This window comes from Lentzea sp. NBRC 102530 (assembly GCF_030269365.1).
Classification (GTDB): Bacteria; Actinomycetota; Actinomycetes; order Mycobacteriales; family Pseudonocardiaceae; genus Lentzea.
Genome location: NZ_BSTF01000003.1, coordinates 62,609 through 78,825, shown reverse-complemented (window position 1 = coordinate 78,825; position 16,217 = coordinate 62,609). Strand labels below are relative to the sequence as shown.

Annotated in this window: 21 protein-coding genes; 12 read left to right on the top strand and 9 right to left on the bottom strand. The window is 70.2% G+C overall.

Features of this window, described 5'->3' with window-relative positions:
* Window positions 1-4 precede the first annotated feature (4 nt).
* From bagB to QSK25_RS07880, 3 genes are read right to left on the bottom strand one after another with little or no spacing between them, the layout of a single operon-like run.
* Window positions 5-1,129 carry an ATPase BagB gene (bagB, locus tag QSK25_RS07890; RefSeq protein ID WP_285635586.1) on the bottom strand — a complete coding sequence of 375 codons (1,125 nt, stop codon included), beginning with the start codon at window positions 1,127-1,129 and terminating at the stop codon, window positions 5-7.
* On the bottom strand, window positions 1,126-2,118 hold the full coding sequence (gene bagA, locus QSK25_RS07885) for an ATPase BagA (protein WP_285635583.1): 993 nt from the start codon (window positions 2,116-2,118) through the stop codon (window positions 1,126-1,128). Before bagA ends, bagB begins: the two co-directional genes overlap by 4 nt.
* A 44-nt stretch (window positions 2,119-2,162) precedes the next feature.
* Complete coding sequence (locus QSK25_RS07880) at window positions 2,163-2,414, bottom strand: hypothetical protein (RefSeq protein WP_285635580.1); 252 nt, start codon at window positions 2,412-2,414, stop codon at window positions 2,163-2,165.
* A gap of 69 nt (window positions 2,415-2,483) precedes the next feature.
* Between QSK25_RS07880 and sp36 the strand changes: the two genes are divergently transcribed.
* Genes sp36 through QSK25_RS07860 form a run of 4 tightly spaced genes read left to right on the top strand, consistent with a single transcriptional unit; the run spans window position 2,484 to window position 4,834 of the window.
* The gene (gene sp36, locus QSK25_RS07875) at window positions 2,484-2,639 is read left to right on the top strand and encodes a Sp36 family protein (protein ID WP_086668176.1); all 156 of its coding nucleotides are present in this window, start codon (window positions 2,484-2,486) and stop codon (window positions 2,637-2,639) included.
* The gene (locus tag QSK25_RS07870) at window positions 2,636-3,091 is read left to right on the top strand and encodes a RidA family protein (protein ID WP_285635565.1); all 456 of its coding nucleotides are present in this window, start codon (window positions 2,636-2,638) and stop codon (window positions 3,089-3,091) included. Before sp36 ends, QSK25_RS07870 begins: the two co-directional genes overlap by 4 nt.
* Before the next feature lies 1 nt (window position 3,092).
* Window positions 3,093-3,695 carry a hypothetical protein gene (locus QSK25_RS07865; RefSeq protein ID WP_285635562.1) on the top strand — a complete coding sequence of 201 codons (603 nt, stop codon included), beginning with the start codon at window positions 3,093-3,095 and terminating at the stop codon, window positions 3,693-3,695.
* A gap of 11 nt (window positions 3,696-3,706) precedes the next feature.
* On the top strand, window positions 3,707-4,834 hold the full coding sequence (locus tag QSK25_RS07860; protein ID WP_285635559.1) for a hypothetical protein: 1,128 nt from the start codon (window positions 3,707-3,709) through the stop codon (window positions 4,832-4,834).
* On the opposite strand, the gene QSK25_RS07855 is transcribed toward QSK25_RS07860, so the two are convergent.
* Together QSK25_RS07855 and QSK25_RS07850 are read right to left on the bottom strand one after the other, a co-directional pair.
* Window positions 4,828-5,634: an MBL fold metallo-hydrolase gene (locus tag QSK25_RS07855; protein ID WP_285635556.1), complete on the bottom strand. Its 807-nt coding sequence runs from the start codon at window positions 5,632-5,634 to the stop codon at window positions 4,828-4,830. The genes QSK25_RS07860 and QSK25_RS07855 overlap by 7 nt on opposite strands.
* Window positions 5,631-6,425: an NUDIX hydrolase gene (locus tag QSK25_RS07850; protein ID WP_285635553.1), complete on the bottom strand. Its 795-nt coding sequence runs from the start codon at window positions 6,423-6,425 to the stop codon at window positions 5,631-5,633. Before QSK25_RS07850 ends, QSK25_RS07855 begins: the two co-directional genes overlap by 4 nt.
* A gap of 39 nt (window positions 6,426-6,464) precedes the next feature.
* On the opposite strand from QSK25_RS07850, the gene QSK25_RS07845 reads away from it, so the two are divergent.
* The 4 genes from QSK25_RS07845 to dnaN are packed head-to-tail and all read left to right on the top strand — an operon-like array spanning window position 6,465 to window position 9,274.
* On the top strand, window positions 6,465-6,821 hold the full coding sequence (locus tag QSK25_RS07845) for a hypothetical protein (protein ID WP_285635550.1): 357 nt from the start codon (window positions 6,465-6,467) through the stop codon (window positions 6,819-6,821).
* 14 nt (window positions 6,822-6,835) lie between these two features.
* Window positions 6,836-7,726, top strand: coding sequence for a Gfo/Idh/MocA family protein (locus QSK25_RS07840; RefSeq protein WP_285635545.1), 891 nt, complete (start codon window positions 6,836-6,838; stop codon window positions 7,724-7,726).
* Window positions 7,723-8,142: a tetratricopeptide repeat protein gene (locus tag QSK25_RS07835; protein ID WP_285635542.1), complete on the top strand. Its 420-nt coding sequence runs from the start codon at window positions 7,723-7,725 to the stop codon at window positions 8,140-8,142. The genes QSK25_RS07840 and QSK25_RS07835 overlap by 4 nt, the downstream gene beginning before the upstream one ends.
* Before the next feature lie 40 nt (window positions 8,143-8,182).
* Window positions 8,183-9,274 carry a DNA polymerase III subunit beta gene (gene dnaN, locus QSK25_RS07830; protein WP_285635538.1) on the top strand — a complete coding sequence of 364 codons (1,092 nt, stop codon included), beginning with the start codon at window positions 8,183-8,185 and terminating at the stop codon, window positions 9,272-9,274.
* Window positions 9,275-9,320: 46 nt separating this feature from the next.
* On the opposite strand, the gene QSK25_RS07825 is transcribed toward dnaN, so the two are convergent.
* The 3 genes from QSK25_RS07825 to QSK25_RS07815 form a co-directional block, all read right to left on the bottom strand.
* On the bottom strand, window positions 9,321-10,568 hold the full coding sequence (locus QSK25_RS07825) for an MFS transporter (protein ID WP_285635535.1): 1,248 nt from the start codon (window positions 10,566-10,568) through the stop codon (window positions 9,321-9,323).
* 543 nt (window positions 10,569-11,111) lie between these two features.
* Window positions 11,112-11,786, bottom strand: a complete 675-nt coding sequence (locus QSK25_RS07820) for a Crp/Fnr family transcriptional regulator (RefSeq protein WP_030477589.1) — start codon at window positions 11,784-11,786, stop codon at window positions 11,112-11,114.
* A gap of 209 nt (window positions 11,787-11,995) precedes the next feature.
* On the bottom strand, window positions 11,996-12,235 hold the full coding sequence (locus tag QSK25_RS07815; RefSeq protein ID WP_030477588.1) for a hypothetical protein: 240 nt from the start codon (window positions 12,233-12,235) through the stop codon (window positions 11,996-11,998).
* Between the two features lie 136 nt (window positions 12,236-12,371).
* Here QSK25_RS07815 and nth point away from each other — a divergent pair, with 136 nt between their 5' ends.
* The 4 genes from nth to QSK25_RS07795 are packed head-to-tail and all read left to right on the top strand — an operon-like array spanning window position 12,372 to window position 15,495.
* A complete protein-coding gene (gene nth / locus QSK25_RS07810) occupies window positions 12,372-13,079 on the top strand; it encodes an endonuclease III (protein WP_285637541.1) in 708 nt (235 codons plus the stop codon).
* The gene (locus tag QSK25_RS07805) at window positions 13,076-13,636 is read left to right on the top strand and encodes a TlpA family protein disulfide reductase (RefSeq protein ID WP_285635522.1); all 561 of its coding nucleotides are present in this window, start codon (window positions 13,076-13,078) and stop codon (window positions 13,634-13,636) included. Before nth ends, QSK25_RS07805 begins: the two co-directional genes overlap by 4 nt.
* Complete coding sequence (locus tag QSK25_RS07800) at window positions 13,633-14,292, top strand: NUDIX hydrolase (RefSeq protein ID WP_285635519.1); 660 nt, start codon at window positions 13,633-13,635, stop codon at window positions 14,290-14,292. Before QSK25_RS07805 ends, QSK25_RS07800 begins: the two co-directional genes overlap by 4 nt.
* Window positions 14,293-14,307: 15 nt before the next feature.
* Window positions 14,308-15,495: a MarP family serine protease gene (locus tag QSK25_RS07795; protein WP_285635515.1), complete on the top strand. Its 1,188-nt coding sequence runs from the start codon at window positions 14,308-14,310 to the stop codon at window positions 15,493-15,495.
* Here QSK25_RS07795 and QSK25_RS07790 read toward each other — a convergent pair.
* On the bottom strand, window positions 15,473-16,186 hold the full coding sequence (locus QSK25_RS07790) for a TetR/AcrR family transcriptional regulator C-terminal domain-containing protein (protein ID WP_285635511.1): 714 nt from the start codon (window positions 16,184-16,186) through the stop codon (window positions 15,473-15,475). The genes QSK25_RS07795 and QSK25_RS07790 overlap by 23 nt on opposite strands.
* Window positions 16,187-16,217 lie beyond the last annotated feature (31 nt).

Below are 16,217 nucleotides of genomic sequence, written 5' to 3'. Positions count from 1 at the left end.
GGCACTACTCCCCGGCCAGTCGACGACCTATCTCCCGGAGGCCGTCGAGGTCGTGCACGTCGGCGGGCAACGCAGGCACGCCGACCAGCGCGACACCGGGGTGGGCACGCGTGAACCGGGCCAGCAGCCGCTTCTCACGATCGGCGACTGCCACCCGGTCCGCGTGCAGCCGGAGCACTGCCGCGGCGAGGGGCGCGTCACCGGAGCGGTCGAGGTCCTCGGCCGCTGCCAGCGCCTTCGCCGCGGGCAGGTCCGCCGCGAGCACCGGATGCGTCCGGTTCGCGACGAGCCCGCACAACGGCATGTTCTCGGCGCTGAGCCGTTCCACGAAATAGCTGGCTTCGCGCAACGCGTCCGGTTCCGCCGCCGCCACGACCACGAAACCGGTTCCGGGCGAACGGAGGAGTTCGTACGTCCGCTGCGCGCGCTCGCGGAATCCTCCGAACATGCTGTCGAAAGCCTGAACAAAAGTTGAAGCGTCCTGCAACAGCTGGCCGCCGACGATCGTCGACACAGCCCGCGTGAAAAGGCTGAAACCGGTTCCGACGATCTTCAACAACCCGCGGCCCGACGCGCGCGCCGGTGCCGAGAGCATCCGGATGAACTTGCCGTCGAGCACGGTCGAGAGCCGCTGCGGCGCGTCCAGGAAGTCGAGCGCCGACCGCGACGGCGGGGTGTCGACGATGATCAGGTCCCACTCGTCCTGCGCCACCAGCTGGCCCAGCTTCTCCATCGCCATGTACTCCTGCGTGCCGGAGAACGACGAGGAAATGGTCTGGTAGAAGGGGTTCGACAGGATCTGGTCGGCCCGGTCGCGGCCCGCGTGGGTCAGCACCATGTCGTCGAACGTGCGACGCATGTCGAGCATCATCGCGAACAGCTCGCCCTTGGGTTCGAAGCCGTCCACGACCACCTCGCGCGGGTGGTTGTCGAGCTCCCGCAGCCCGAGCGACTGGGCGAGCCGCCGCGCCGGGTCGATCGTCAGCACGACCACGCGCCTGCCGCGTTCGGCCGCGCGCACCGCCAGCGCCGCCGCCGTCGTCGTCTTGCCGACCCCGCCGGAGCCGCAGCAGACGAGGACGCGCGTCTCCAGGTCGTCCAGCAACGGGTCGAAATCGAGCTTGTTCATCGGACTCCTGCCGCGACCAGCACCTCGGCCAGCTCGTACAACGCGGCCACGTCCACCCCGTCCGTGAGGTCCGGCAGGTCCAGGGTCGGCAGGTCCGAGTGCGACAGCAGTTCCTTCGCCTCCTGCTGCGACTGGACCCGGATGGCGTGCTCCACGGTCTCGTCGACCAGGCCTTCGAGCGTGAACTCGTCGAGGTCGAGCCCGGCGGCCTGCAGGCCCGTCCGCACCCGCGACTCGTCCAGCCTGCCCTGCGCGGCGACCGGCACGGACCGCGCGGGCAGACGTGCCGGCTGCACCCGGTTCACGAACACCGCGCCCGGCCGCAGGTCGGCCCCGTCCAGCTCGGCCACCGCGTCGAGGGTCTCGCGCACCGGCATCTCCTCCAGCAACGCCACCAGGTGCACCGCCGTGTCACCCGAGTGGAGCAGCCGCACGACGCCCTCGCTCTGCCCCTTGATCGGACCGACCTTCGCCAGGTCGGCCATGGCCTTCGTGACGTCCAGGAACTTCACCACGCGTCCCGTCGGCGGCGCGTCCAGCACGACCGCGTCGTAGAGGTGGCGGCCGTCCGGCCCGACCCGGTTCACGCACTCCTTGACCTTGCCCGTCAGCAGCACGTCGCGCAGGCCGGGCGCGAGCGTGGTCGCGAACTCGATGGCGCCCATCTTGCGCAGCGTGCGGCCCGCGAAGCCCAGGTTGTAGAACATCGCCAGGTACTCCAGCAGCGCGGCCTCGGCGTCGACGGCCAGCGCGTGCACCTCGCCGCCGCCCGGCGCGGACGCGATCCGCTCCTCCGAGTACGGCAGCGGCGCGCGGTCGAAGAGCTGGGCGATGCCCTGCCTGCCCTCCACCTCGACCAGCAGCACCCGGCGGCCACCGGTCGCGAGCGCGAGGGCCAGCGCGGCGGCGACCGTGGTCTTGCCCGTGCCGCCCTTGCCGGAGACCACGTGCAGGCGGGCTCGGGTCAGCTCCTCGGTCCACGACGTCACACGTCCAGACTATGTGTGAATTCGGTCGAACGTGGATCGGTCGGTCAATCGACCATGGTGAGGAAGAGAACGGCCATCGCCGTTGCGGCCACCAGCGCCCAGGCCACGACCGACGGCAGGAACAGCGCGATGCTCGCCGTGACGACCACCACGACCACGAGCCCGATGAGACCGGCCTGGACCACCTGGATGCGCTGACTGTGCTTGCGGTCACGCACCTGCGCCATGGCGACGAGCACCATCACCAGCCCACCCACCGCGAACAGGCCGGTGGCGATGATCCGCCAGGTCTCCATGTGATCAAGGTAGCTCCAACAACGACAACCGCCCAGGCGCCGCACGGGTGGCAAGTTAGGCTTCCGCGCATGACGAAGTGGGAGTACGCGACCGTGCCGTTGTTGATCCACGCCACGAAGCAGATCCTCGACCAGTGGGGCGAGGACGGCTGGGAACTGGTCACCGTGCTGACGAACCCGACCGGTGAGCAGCACGTCGCGTACCTGAAGCGGGTGAAGGCATGAGCGACTGGTCCGCCCGCCTGAAGGAACTCGGCATCGAGCTGCCGGGCGTCGCCGCCCCGCTCGCCGCCTACGTGCCCGCCACGCAGAGCGGTTCCTGGGTGTTCACCTCCGGCCAGCTGCCGTTCGTCGACGGCAAGCTGCCCGCCACCGGCAAGGTCGGCGCCGAGGTGTCCCCGGAGGAGGCGAAGCAGTACGCCGCGACGTGCATCCTCAACGCCCTCGCGGCCGTGCACGCGCTCGTGGGGATTGACTCGATCAAGCGAGTCGTGAAAGTTGTCGGGTTCGTGGCCTCCGCCGAGGGCTTCACGGGGCAGCCGGGCGTCATCAACGGTGCCTCCGAACTGCTCGGCGAGATCTTCGGGGACCTGGGCAAGCACGCCCGGTCGGCCGTGGGGGTCGCAGAGCTGCCGATCGGCGCTCCAGTGGAGATCGAACTGATCGTCGAGGTGTGACATGTCGGACACGTGCCACGAACTGCTCTTCAGGCTGGCCGGGCGCATCCCGGACGACCTGCTGTGGCGGTACCGGGACTGGGCCGCGTCGGACGCGTACGCGGTGCTCGCGCGGTCGTTGCCCCGCACGCTGCTGCACGGACGCATCCCTCTGACGGATCACGAACTGCGCCTTTTGCAGGACGCGCTGGTGCCCTACGGGGCGGATCCCGGTTCCCTCAGTTCGGTCAAAGGACTGGACGAACTGCCGCCCACCGACTACACCTTTTCCCCGGAATCACCCGATCGGGTGCCGATGGGGGATTCCGCGTCCGTCGTTCTCGGTGCCACCCTGCGTGGCCGGAACGGTGTCGGCGAGGTCCGCTCCTGCTGGCGCATCGATCCCGACGGGATCAACCGCGTCCTGCTGGTGGCGGCCACGACCGGCCACGCCCGGCTGACCGGCGAGTTGCAGCGCGTTCTGCGGGCCTTGGGCGAACACGACCCGTGCGTCGAGGTCGTGCCGTCCGGCCTGGACCTGCCGCCCTACCACCGGGCGGCGCTGGCGGCATCGGAGCTGGTGTGCGCCGGCGCCGAGTCCGATGAGCACCTGGTGCTCAGCTAAGGAGAGCTGACGTGACGAACGACGGTGTCGGCCTGCCGGTCCGTCTCCACGATCTCCTGCTGTCTATGGCCGGGCGCGTGGACGACGACGCCCTGTCGCAGGCCCGCGAGTTCCTCGCGGTCGGAGAGCTGGACCGCTCGATCGAGCTGCTCGTCGGAACGCTCCTCGCGGGCGCCATCCCGGTGCTGCCCGACGAGCGCGCGGCGATCACGTGGATCCTCCACGAGGTCCGCTCGGACGCGTCGCTGACCGACCGCCTGCCGGTGGTCGAGATGCTGCCGTTCCTGCGGCACCGCTTCACCTCCGAGACCGACCCGGCCTCGGACATCGCCGGTCACCTGGTCCGCGCGGTCTCCGTGCTGCCCGACATCCGCTCCGTGCGGTGCGTCTGGCGGTCGTCGCCGACCGGGTCGACGCCCGGTCCGCTGCCGCAGCGCGTCGTGCTCGTGGACGTCGGCCCGCAGGGCTTCCCGCCCGCGACCGCGTACCGGGTCGACGCCGTGCTGCGCAAGGCGGGCGTGCGCGCGGCCGTCGAGGTGCTGACGACCGGTGTGCAGCTCAGCGACTACCACGCGGCCGCGGTCACGTCGTCGCGTGCCATACCGATCTCCGGGGCACCCGTCCCGCCGGCCGACCACGTGTCGCAGCAACAGCAAGCGTGGTTCGACCAGCCGGTAGAGGAGCTTCCCGCTCCGGCGCCGGTGGCCGAGCCGACACCGGCGCCGGAGCAACGGGAAGAGACCGGCTCACGACGCACACGTTCCGCACCCCCGGCGCTGGAGGGTTCCCAGCCCTTCCCGCCGAAGCCCGTGAAGCGCATCCCGATGGCCTCCAAGGAGCCCGAGATCGAGACGCTTCCCGAGCCCGTCCCGATCAACCGGGCCGAGGTGACCACCGAGCTCAAGGCCGACGAGCTGGCGGCGTTGCAGGCGGCGCTCGCCGAGCCCGCCGAGCCGTCCACGGTGGACGCGAACCTCAGCGAACGCGAACGGGCCCTGCTGCAGCAGCTGCACGAGGAGCTGGCGCAGCGCGAGCAGTCGGGGCCGCAGGGTCCCGACAGCGGCCGGTGGCAGATCGACAGGTCCTCCTCACGCCAGTCGGCGTTCGGGGCCACGAACAACGGCCACCAGCCTCAGTAGTCGCGCAGGTACTCCAGCTGGGCCCGCACCGACCACTCGGCGGCGGGCCACAGCACCCGGTCCACGTCCTGGTAGACGACCTCGACGACCTCACGCGGGGTCGGGGCGCCGCCCAGTCGTGCGACGGCCTGGCGGACCTGTTCCAGCCGTTGCGTGCGGTGCGCCAGGTACATCCGTGCCGCCTCGCCGGCGTCCGCGAGTTCCGGGCCGTGGCCAGGGAGCACCGCCGTGTTCTCCGGTAGTTCGGCCAGCACCTTGAGCGACTCGAAGTAGTCGCCGAGCTTGCCGTCCGGGTGGGCGACGATCGTGGTGCCGCGGCCCAGGACGGTGTCGCCGGTCAGCACCGCCTCGCCGTCGATCACGAAGCACAGCGAGTCGCTGGTGTGGCCGGGTGTGCCGAGGACCCTGAGCTCCAGGCCCGAGCTGGTGATCACATCTCCGTGCGCCAGGCCTTCCGACCCGTAGGTGAACGTCGGGTCGAGCGCGCGCACCGGGGCGTTGACGAGTTCGCCGAACCGCTTGGCGCCTTCGGAGTGGTCCGGGTGGCCGTGGGTCAGCAGGACCTCCGAGATCGGGCCGTGCTGCGCGATGCGGCCGAGGTGCGCCTCGTCCAGCGGGCCCGGGTCGATCACCACGAACGAGGTCGCGTCCGGGGCCTTGAGCAGCCACGTGTTGGTGCCGTCGAGCGTCATCGGCGACGGGTTGTCGGCCAGCAGCACGGCGGCGTGCGGCGTGACCTGCCTGAGTTCGCCGTACCGCGGGTGCGCGGCGCGGGCGCCGATCAGCGGGGAGCCGCTCACTGGAACACCACCCTGATGACGTCGCCGTCGCGGATCAGCTTGGGGATGATCTTCTCGACGCTGCGTTCCTCGGCCATGACCTTGCCGACGCTGCCGAGCGCGCCCACCTCGTCGAGCGTGCGCCAGGTCGGCGGCATGAGCATCCGGCGGCCCTGCTGAGCGTCCTCGATGGCGTTCTCCGGCCGCTGCCAGGCCGCGTCCGACGCCTCGGTGGTCTCGCCGTCCGCGTTCTGGCCCTGCGGCAGCGCGGCGACGAAGAACCTCGTGTCGTAGCGGCGCGGCTCGTCCTCCGGGGTGACCCAGTTGGCCCACGGGCGCAACAGGTCCGCGCGCAGGACGAGGTTGTTGTCCGTGAGGAACCGGGCGAGCGAGAGCTCGCGGTCGACCAGCTGCTGCCGTGCCTGCGAGTACCGGCTCGTGTCCGCGACGACGGAGGTGGCGTCCGGGCCCGCGAGCAGCACCCCGGACTCCTCGAACGTCTCGCGCACAGCCGCGCACACGAACGCCCTGGCCGTCGCCTCGTCGACGTTGAAGACCTCGGCCCACCACTTCGGTTCCGGGCCGGTCCACGCGACGGACGTGTCGGCGTCGCGCCGGTCGACCCCTCCGCCGGGGAAGACACTCATGCCGCCCGCGAACGCCATGCCCTTCACGCGGCGCAACAGGAAGGCCTCCAGGCCCTCGTCGCCGTCGCGCAGCAGCACGACGGTGACCGCGTCCCTGGGCGTGGCGGGTTCGGCGGAGGGCGTTGTGGGTACCAGGTTTCCCGGCAAGGTCATGTCGTCGGGCATCCTCCGAGCGTACGACCGCGCTAACCCGAGGATGGTGTGATGGCGACGAAGGTCTCCGGTTGTCTGGTGCAGGTGCTGCTGTTCCTGCTGGGAGCGGTGCTGGCCACCGGGCTGACGGCGGTGGCGGGCGTGGTGATGTTCGTGCCCGACCGCACGACCGTGATCAGCGTCGATCCGACCGCCGACGCACCCGGCGTGTACGTCAAAGAGGTCTCACGGCTCGTGGGCGGCACCTACTACGAGATCTGGCTCGGTTCGTCACCGGACCACGGCCACGTCGTGACGGTGCCCAACGGGTGGGACCACGACCCGCGGCGCGAGTCCTCATCGGACGGCATGCGCCTGAAGTTCGGCAACGGCGGGGAGATCTTCGTCCCCAAGGCCAGTTACTCCTGAGGCAGGATGGGCGAGTGGACGAACAGCTGCGCGTAGGACTTGTCGGCGCCGGACCGTGGGCTCAGATGATCCACGCCCCCGGCATCGCCAACCACCCCGGCACGACCCTGACCGGCGTCTGGGCCCGCCGTCCCGAGGCCGCTTCCTCCCTGGCCTCGTCCTTCGGCGCCGAGCCCTTCTCCGACTACGCCGAGCTCCTGTCCACTGTGGACGCCGTGGCGTTCTCCGTGCCGCCGGGCGTGCAGGGCCCGATGGCGCTGGAAGCCGCCCGCGCCGGCAAGCACCTGGTGCTGGAGAAGCCCATCGCGTCCTCCGTCGCCGAAGCCGAGGCCCTGGTCGCGGCCGTCGAGGAAGCCGGCGTCGCGTCCCTGGTCGTGCTGACCCGCCGCTACGCCCCGGAGACCAAGGAGATGCTCGCGCAGCTGCACCGCACGGGCGGCTGGACCGGAGCCGACAGCCGCTGGATCTCCGGCGCCCTGCTGTCCGGCCCGTTCTCCGACTCCCCGTGGCGCCACGACAAGGGCGCGCTCGACGACGTGGGCCCGCACGCGTTCGACCTGCTCGACGCGGCCCTGGGCGAGATCACCGACGTGCTGGCGGCGAACGTCACCGACAAGGGCCTGTGGCAGGTGATCCTGCAGCACGCCGGCGGTGCCACCAGCACCGTGTCGTTGTGCCTGTCGCTGCCGGTGCAGCCGCCGTTCGCGGACCTCACCGTCTTCGGCGAGAACGGCCACCGCACGCTGACCAACCGCGACACCCCGGCCGCCGAGTGCTTCACGAACCTGCTCGACGACTTCGTGGCGATGGTGCACAGCGGAACCGTCACGCACGAGTGCGACGCGCGCCGCGGCCTGCACCTGCAGCGGATCATCGAACTGGCCCGCCACAAGGCGGGTGCGTGAAGTTCGGCATCGACCCCGAGTCGTTGCGCGAGGTCCCGGACGAGTACGAGGCCTGGACGCAGATCGGGGTGGCCGCGCGCGTGCTCGGCCGGCTCGACCTGGCCGAGGAGGCGCTCACCACGGCGTTCGCGCTGCGCCCCTCGACGGCGGCACGGCTGAGGCTGGCCCACGTCTACCAGTGGCAGGGCAGGTTCACCGAGGCGCACGCCGAGTTCGCCCGGTGCGCGGACAGCGGCGAGATCGCCGACTTCGTGCACCAGCACTGGGGGAAGTGCTACTTCGACGAGGGCCGGTTCGAGGAGGCCCGCGCCCACTTCCGGAAGGCGCTGGACCTGCGTGAGGGCGGCGACCCGGCGCTGGTCGAGTCGACGCGGATCGCGTTGCGGGCGGTGGAGGCGCGTCGGGCGGCGCGCTGACCGTCGAAAATTGTCAGGGGTGCCCGCTAGCGTCCGGAGCATGGACCTCACCGCCACCACGGCCGACCTGGCCGCAGCCGCCGCCGAGGTGGCGCGCCTGCTGCCCACGCGCGTGCTCGACCCGGTGCTGGCCGGGCTGCGCCTGCGCGCGGGCACCGACGTCGAGGTGGCGGGCAGCGACCAGGAACACGGCGTGCGCCTGACCGTCCACGCCACGGTGCACGCCGGGGGAGAGGTCCTCGTGCCGGCGAAGCCGCTGGCCGCGACCCTGCAGGCGCTGGACGAGCCGCAGGTGCGCCTGAAGGTGGAGGGTCAGCGCCTGGCCGTCCGCACGCCCACGTCGCGGTTCGCCCTCCCGTTGCTTGATCTTGATCACCATCCCGGCGTGCCGGAACTACCGGTGGTCCGCGGTCACGTCGACGCCGATAAGCTGAAGATCATCGCGGCGGTCGCAGGCGCGGCCAGCAGGGACGACGCGTTGCCGATCTTCACCGGCATCCGGGTCTGGTCGGACGAGGACAGGTTGCACTTCCTGGCCACGGATCGTTACCGGATGGCCCACGGCACCGTGCCGTGGGAACAGGAAGGTCCACTCGACCTGTTGGTCCCTGCGAAGGCGATCGTCGAAGCAGCCCGGCAGGCCCGCGGCCTCGTCGCCCTGCACGCGAACGAGGACCGCATCGGTCTTGCCTGGGGACACAACTCGATCTCCACCGCGCTCCTGGCCGCTCCGTTCCCGGACGACCGCGCGCGCCGACTCCTGGAGGCAGTCATCGACAGCACGGTGCTCGTGGACGCCGACGCGCTGGCGCGCGCCGTTCGCCGAGCCACGCCCTACGGCGGACCTCACCAGGCCGTGACCATCCAGGTCGAGGACTCGGAGGTCAGGGTCAAGGGCAACGACCCGCAGCAGGGCGAGTCGGAGGAGTTCGTCAAGGCCACGGTCGAGGGCGACCACCTGACCAAGACGTTCCAGGCTCGCTACCTCGCGGACGCGCTGAAGGCGTTCGCCGGCCGCCGGATCGAGCTGAAGATCCAGGACGGCCTGCGTTCGACGGTGCTGACGTCCGAACCCGGTGAGGACGGCGTCGAACTCACCTACCTCGTCGTGCCGATGCGGTCCGTGGCCTGAAACACCGAAGGGCCGGTACGAGACCGGCCCTTCGGTGGAAGAACGTCTAGCGCGAGGCGAGTTCCATCTCGGAGCGCGCCGGCACCTCGGCCGGCACCCCGCGCCGCACCGTCCCGCGCAGCAGCCACACCGCCAGCGCGATCAGCAGCCCGGCCACGCCGGACGCGATGAACGCGGGCCGCGTGCCGAAGTGCTCGATCAGCTGCCCGGACAGGCCCTGCCCGATGGCGAGGCCGACGGTCACCGAGGTGATCACCCAGCCGAACGCCTCCGCGGCCATGCCGTTCGGCGTGACCTGCTCGATCGCCGCGGAGTGCGCGGTCGACTGCGGCGTGATCAGGGTGCCCACCAGGAACAGCGCGACGGCGAGGCCCACGAGCGTCGCCGGGATGGCCAGCAGGAACGCGAGCAGGGCGAAGCCGCCGAGCAGGACCGGCAGGCGCAGGTGCATCGGCCGCGGCCACGGGCGCATGCCGTAGAGCACGCCGAAGATCACCGAGCTGATCGACCACAGCGAGAGCATCAAGCCACCCATCGAGGCGTGGCCCGCAGCCTTCGCGAACGCCGGCACGGCCACCTCGACGAAACCGATCGTCACACCGAAGCCCAGGGCGGCGAGGGCCACCGTGCGCATGCCGGGGTAGGCGAAGGCACCGAGCAACGGCCGGGGCGCCTGCTCGACGGGACCCCACGCCCGGACCACCGGGTTGAAGGCGAACCAGAGGGCGCCGATCACCATCAGCACGGCGCCGACGACCACGCCGGTGCCCGCCCACGGCGCGGCCAGCAGGAGCCCGGCCAGACCGGGACCCAGGATGAAGAAGACCTCCATGCTGATCGCCTCGTACGCGTAGCCCGCCATCCGCGTCGGGCCCGCCGGCACCATGCGCTCCCACAGCGCACGGGAGGCCGAGCCCACCATCGGCTCCGTCGCGCCCACGCCCAGAGCCAGCGGGACCAGCACGAACACCGACGCACCAGCCTCCACGGCCAGCACGGACACGGCCACGAACGCGGCGAACAGACCGGTCACCCAGAGGAGGGGACGCGTGGGACCGAAGCGGTCCATCAGGCGGCCCTGGACCACGGAACCGAGCGCCACGCCCACCAACGCCGCCGCCGAGACCATGCCGGCAACCGCGAACGAACCCGTGGCGCGCTCCACGTAGAGCAGGAGCGAGAGCCCGACCATCGCGATGGGGAGGCGGGCGAGCAGGGACGCGACCACCGGGCCGCGCATACCAGGGGTCGTCAGGGCAGCACGGTAGTCGGACAGACGAGCAGAGTGGGACATGTGTACCAGTATGCCAGAGTTGGTACGCACGTACCAGATCGGGTGCGCAGGGTCACGATGATTGCGATTGGGTCACGGGAATGGGATGACCGGGTGAAACATGCAACGAATCGGCCTCGGACGAGGTCCTTGAGGGTGAAAGGGCTTGAGTGGCCGGGGTGGAGACATGCGAAAGTTGACTCATCCACCGAGACCAACCTCTGGCTTGAGGGTCGGGGCCTACGCGCCAGAGGGATGGAAGGCACGGTTCGTCGGGGGATGGGCCGTGCAACACAAAGGACCGGTGCGCCACGTCGGGGGTGGCGCCCGGTCCTTTTTGTCTGGTCGCTGCTCCGCAGGCGGCGGTGAGTTCGCCGGGAAACTGGCGGACGACCAGCGGGAACTCGCGGTTTGACTCGAGGCAGCCAGGTCGGGGCAGCCAGGCTGAACCACTCCAGTCAGCCCAGTAGTGACGTACGGCCTGGGTCCCGAAGCAGTGAAGCCCCGGCGGCTGCCGGGGCTTCACTTGCGTTAGGTCGTGAACCGACCAGCGGGGTGAGCTGACTAGCGGGCGCGGCGCGCGAGGCGCTCCGGGTCCAGGATCAGCACGCTCTTGCCTTCGAGCCGCAGCCAGCCGCGGTGCGCGAAGTCGGCCAGAGCCTTGTTCACGGTCTCGCGGGACGCGCCCACGAACTGGGCGATCTCCTCCTGCGTCAGGTCGTGCGTGACGCGGAGCAGGCCGGCCTCCTGCGAGCCGAAGCGCTGCGCGAGCTGCAGCAGCGCCTTGGCGACGCGGCCGGGCACGTCCGTGAAGATCAGGTCGGCCAGCATCGAGTTCGTCCGGCGCAGCCTGCGGGCCAGAGCCCTCAGCAACTGCTCGGCGATCTCCGGCCGGTTGGTGATCCACTGACGGAGCGCGGGGCGGTCCATGGACACCGCACGCACCTCGGTCACCGTCGTCGCGGTCGACGTGCGGGGGCCGGGATCGAAAATGGACAGTTCGCCGAACATGTCGGAGGGCCCGAAGATCCCCAACAGGTTCTCGCGGCCGTCCGGCGACTTGCGGCCGATCTTCACCTTGCCGGACTGGATGATGTACAGGCGATCGCCCGGCTCACCCTCCGCGAAGATGACATGGCCACGCGGGAACTCCACCGTCTCAAGGGTCGTCGCCAGCGCCTCTGCAGCTGCTGGGTCCACCCCTTGGAAGATGCCCGCTCGCGCCAGGGTCTCGTCCACCTCGTCCCTCCTAATCGACGCGACGGCACGCCTACCACCATCTTTGGTGGAGTCAGCGCCGTGCCGCCGATCACTGCGTTGCAGTCTAAGGGCTCTCTTGTGGATCGCCGCTCGGCTCGCCGTCTTAGTAGGAACAACAAGACTGACTCGATCCAGAGCCCAACGAACCAGTCTACGCCATTCGGGTGTCGGTCAGCACGGGGCCAGGACTAACGGACGCGCTTGCGCGCACCTCCGCGGCCACGGCGACGCAGGCGGAACATGTCGAGCGCGCGACCGATGCCGTGTCCGTAGAGCGCCTTGACCTCTTCGGGCCTGGCGGACTCCAGGAACTCCTCGACCTCGTTCTCCTGCACGGCAACGTGCCGGAGCTTCGCTTCGACGCGCTCCATGAAGAGCGCGAAGAACATGATCACGATCGGAACGACGATCACAAGCCAGGCAGTCATGATGCTCCGAAGTGTGGCGCATGAGGGATTCGAGTGCGGATCTAGGGGTCGGTTCCGGCGTGTTGACTACTCTGGATCAGTGCCCGCTACCAAGAAGCCGGAAACCAAGCTAGGCCTGACGCGCAGGGCCCGCCGGATGGTGCGCGTGCTGGCCGAGGGCTACCCCGACGCGCACTGCGAGCTGGACTTCACCACGCCGCTGGAACTGGTCGTGGCGGTGATCCTGTCCGCGCAGTGCACCGACAAGAAGGTCAACGAGGTCACTCCCGCGCTCTTCAAGAAGTACCCGACGGCCGCCGACTACGCCGGTGCCGATCGGACGGAACTCGAAGAGATGCTCCGCCCCACCGGTTTCTTCCGGAACAAGGCGACGTCTCTGCTCGGTCTCGGTGCCGCCCTTGTGGAGCAGCACGACGGTGTGGTGCCGGACAACATGGAGGAGCTGGTCAAGCTCCCCGGTGTAGGACGCAAGACGGCCAACGTGGTTCTCGGCAACGCGTTCGATGTGCCCGGGCTCACAGTCGACACCCACTTCGGCCGGCTCGTGCGCCGCTGGGGCTGGACCGACCTCGAGGACGCCGTCAAGGTCGAGCACGCCGTCGGCGAGCTGATCGAGAAGCGCGACTGGACCATGGCCTCGCACTGGATCGTCTTCCACGGCCGCCGCGTCTGCCACGCCAAAACCCCAGCCTGCGGTGCCTGCCTGCTGATGAAGGACTGCCCGTCGTACGGCCTCGGCCCGGAGGACCCGGACAAGGCCGCCAAGCTCGTCAAGGGCGATGAGAAACCACACCTGATCGAGCTCGCCGAGCGGGTGCGGGCGGGTGAGAAGCTGGGAGCGTGAACAACCGCACGCGCTGGCTCGTCGTCGTGCTCGTCCTGGGCGTGGCGGGCGTGGTCGCGCTGTGGCCCCGTGACGAGTCACCGCCGCCGCCCACGCCCTCCCGTCCGTCGCAGGACATCGCCGCGTTGCGCGGGCAGGCCCAGCTGCGGCCGTGCGTGCCCGGCGCGCAAGAAGGCATCGGTGTGACGTGCCTCGGTGACGGCACCCGGACGGCCCTCGCGCTGAAGGGCCCACTCCTGATCAACTTCTGGGCGACCTGGTGCCAGCCGTGCCAGGAGGAGCTGCCGGTGCTGGATTCGTACGCGAAGCAACCAGGTGCCGTGCCGGTCGTCCCAGTTCTTGTGGAGAGCAGGGAGGCGGACGGCCTGGAGCTGCTCGCCCGGCTCGGCGTGCGGCTGCCGTCCGTGCACGACGAGGCCGACGAGCTGCGCAAGCAAGTCAAGGCGCCGAAGACGCTCCCCGCCACGTATTACGTATCAGCGGACGGTCAAGTCCGGCGGATCACCGATCCACCGGTCTTCACCGCTCCGGACCAGGTGGAGAAGGCGGTTCGATGACGGAGGCGGTACAGCCACCCGACTGGATGCAGCGCCTGGCCAAAGCCACCGAGCAGATCGACGCACGAACGTTCATGCGGGACCCGCGCACCTCGCAGCGGGCCTACCGCAAGGCGGCCGTGCTGATGCTGTTCGGCGAGTCCGAGGAGCACGGGCCGGACGTGTTGCTGCTGCGCAGGGCGGACACGCTCGGCTCGCATCCGGGGCAGGTGGCGTTCCCCGGCGGCGCTTCGGACGAAACGGACGACGGCCCGGTGGGCACGGCATTACGCGAGGCTTACGAGGAGACCGGTGTACTTGAGTCAGGAGTGAGACCGCTGGCTTTGCTGCCGGAGCTGTACGTGCCGGTGTCGGGGTTCGCGGTCACGCCCGTGCTCGCCTACTGGGAACAGCCGAGCCCCGTCGCACCGGTCGATCCGGCGGAGACCGCCGCTGTCGCGCGCGTGCCCGTGGCGCACCTCGCGGACCCCGCCAACAGGTTCCGCGTGCGTCACCCCTCGGGTTACGTCGCGGCGGCCTTCTCCGCGCCGGGCATGCTGGTGTGGGGTTTCACCGCGGGGTTGATCAACGGCCTGATCGCACTCGGCGGCTGGGAACAGCCGTGGGATGCGACCGATGTGCGTGACCTTGAACTAGCGTTGCGCGCTACACAGTGAGGCGGAGGTTTCGGGTTGAACTGGGTTGACCTGCTGGTGCTGGGCCTTGCCGCGATCGCCGCGGTGTCAGGGGCCAGGCAAGGCATGGTCGTCGCGCTGCCCGCGTTCGTCGGTGTGCTCGTCGGCCTGATCCTGGGCACGCAGATCGCGCCGCTGCTGGTGTCCCAGTTCGAGAACGTCGTCACCAAGGTCGTGTTCGCGGTCGGCATCGTCGTGCTGCTCGTGGCGCTCGGCGAGACCATCGGCGTCTACATCGGGCGGACGATCAAGGCACGGGTCAACGCGTCGCCGTTGCGGGGCGCGGACAACGCCCTGGGCGCGATCGTGCAGGGCTTCGTCGTCTTCGTCGTCGCCTGGATGATCGCGTTGCCGCTGACCTCGGTCGTCGGCCTGCCCGACCTCACGTCGTCGCTCAAGCAGTCGGTGATCCTCGGCAAGGTCGACCAGACCATGCCGCAGGCCGCCCGCGTGCTGTCCGGCGACCTGCAGAAGCTCTTCGACGTCTCCGGCTTCCCGCAGGCGATGGACCCGTTCAACCGCACGCCGCTCAAGGAAGTCGAGCCGCCGAACAACCAGCTCGCGGACTCCCCGGTCGCGCAACGCCTGAAGGCCTCCGTGCTCAAGGTCCGCGGCCGTGCGCCGTCGTGCTCGCGGGCGCTCGAGGGCACCGGGTTCGTCATCGCGCCCGAACGGGTCATGACGAACGCCCACGTCGTCGCCGGCACCAACGAGGTGACGGTCGAGGTCGGCCGCGGCCAGTTCGACGCGACGGTCGTCTCCTACGACCCGCGCACCGACATCGCGGTGCTCGCGGTGCCGGACCTCGAGGCCACGCCGCTGCAGTTCCGCTCCGACGAGGTGCAGCCGGGCGAGGACGGCATCGTGCTCGGCTACCCGCTCGACGGCCCGTACAAGGCCTCGCCGGCCCGCGTCCGCGAGCGGATCCCGCTGCTGCGCGGCCCGGACATCTACGACGCCCAGACGGTGACCCGTGACGTCTACACGGTGCGCGCGGAGGTCCGCTCGGGCAACTCCGGCGGCCCGCTGGTCGACCCGAACGGGCGCGTGATGGGCGTGGTCTTCGGTGCCGCGGTCGACGACCCGGAGACGGGCTTCGTGCTCACGGCCCAGCAGGTGCAGTCGATGGTGCAGAAGGCGCCGACGCTGACGAAGCGGGCCTCTACCCAGGGGTGCGCGTCGTAGCGGCGATGCCGTTGAGCACGTAGGTCAGGCCGGTGTCGAAGAACGCCGCGGCGTTCGTGTGCTCGGCGTCGAACATGACCCTGGCGAGCCTCGGGAACCGCCCGGTGGCGAGCACCTTGCGCATGTACGGCCCGGACGCGGCCTGCCACTGCTCCTCGGTCAGGCCGGTGGCCTGCTCGTCGCGCAGTTCGGAGATCTCGCTGCGCACGGCGCCGTGCACGAACGCCATCACCGTGCTGACCGCGCCGAGCACGTGGTCGATGGTGGGGAACTCCGGCCGGCCGTCGAGCGTGGCGAGCGACGCCTCGATGTGCGCCAGCGAGTTCGGTCCCCGGTGCGGCCTGCCGCCGAGCAGGTCGACGAACCACGGGTGCCGCTTGGCGGCCGCGCGCATGCCGTGCGCGATTCGGGTGAGGGCATCCCGCCACTCGGCGCCGGGCTCGGGTAGTTCGATCTCGCCGTAGACCTCGTCGACCATCAGGTCGAGCAGTTCGTCCTTGGTCTCGACGTAGCCGTACAGGCGCATCGGACCGGCCCCCAACGCCCCGGCGACCTTGCGGATCGACACCTCGTCGAGGCCACCCTCGTCGGCGAGCCCGATCGCGGCGCGCACGATCAGGTCCCTGCTCAACGGGGTCGGCGACGGCTTGCTGGGCGGCTCTGGGCGGTCCCACACGGGTTCGTTCGACATCGGACTGGACAGTACAGCGTCTCATCGAGAT

What these genes read in the sequence shown, in the direction of transcription:
- QSK25_RS07815 (WP_030477588.1), bottom strand. Translation starts at nt 12,235, where the DNA reads ATGACTGCCTGGCTTGTGATCGTCGTTCCGATCGTGATCATGTTCTTC.
- nth (WP_285637541.1), top strand. Translation starts at nt 12,372, where the DNA reads ATGGTGCGCGTGCTGGCCGAGGGCTACCCCGACGCGCACTGCGAGCTG.
- QSK25_RS07865 (WP_285635562.1), top strand. Translation starts at nt 3,093, where the DNA reads ATGTCGGACACGTGCCACGAACTGCTCTTCAGGCTGGCCGGGCGCATC.
- QSK25_RS07825 (WP_285635535.1), bottom strand. Translation starts at nt 10,568, where the DNA reads ATGTCCCACTCTGCTCGTCTGTCCGACTACCGTGCTGCCCTGACGACC.
- QSK25_RS07850 (WP_285635553.1), bottom strand. Translation starts at nt 6,425, where the DNA reads ATGCCCGACGACATGACCTTGCCGGGAAACCTGGTACCCACAACGCCC.
- QSK25_RS07845 (WP_285635550.1), top strand. Translation starts at nt 6,465, where the DNA reads ATGGCGACGAAGGTCTCCGGTTGTCTGGTGCAGGTGCTGCTGTTCCTG.
- bagB (WP_285635586.1), bottom strand. Translation starts at nt 1,129, where the DNA reads ATGAACAAGCTCGATTTCGACCCGTTGCTGGACGACCTGGAGACGCGC.
- dnaN (WP_285635538.1), top strand. Translation starts at nt 8,183, where the DNA reads ATGGACCTCACCGCCACCACGGCCGACCTGGCCGCAGCCGCCGCCGAG.
- sp36 (WP_086668176.1), top strand. Translation starts at nt 2,484, where the DNA reads ATGACGAAGTGGGAGTACGCGACCGTGCCGTTGTTGATCCACGCCACG.
- QSK25_RS07880 (WP_285635580.1), bottom strand. Translation starts at nt 2,414, where the DNA reads ATGGAGACCTGGCGGATCATCGCCACCGGCCTGTTCGCGGTGGGTGGG.
- QSK25_RS07870 (WP_285635565.1), top strand. Translation starts at nt 2,636, where the DNA reads ATGAGCGACTGGTCCGCCCGCCTGAAGGAACTCGGCATCGAGCTGCCG.
- QSK25_RS07800 (WP_285635519.1), top strand. Translation starts at nt 13,633, where the DNA reads ATGACGGAGGCGGTACAGCCACCCGACTGGATGCAGCGCCTGGCCAAA.
- QSK25_RS07790 (WP_285635511.1), bottom strand. Translation starts at nt 16,186, where the DNA reads ATGTCGAACGAACCCGTGTGGGACCGCCCAGAGCCGCCCAGCAAGCCG.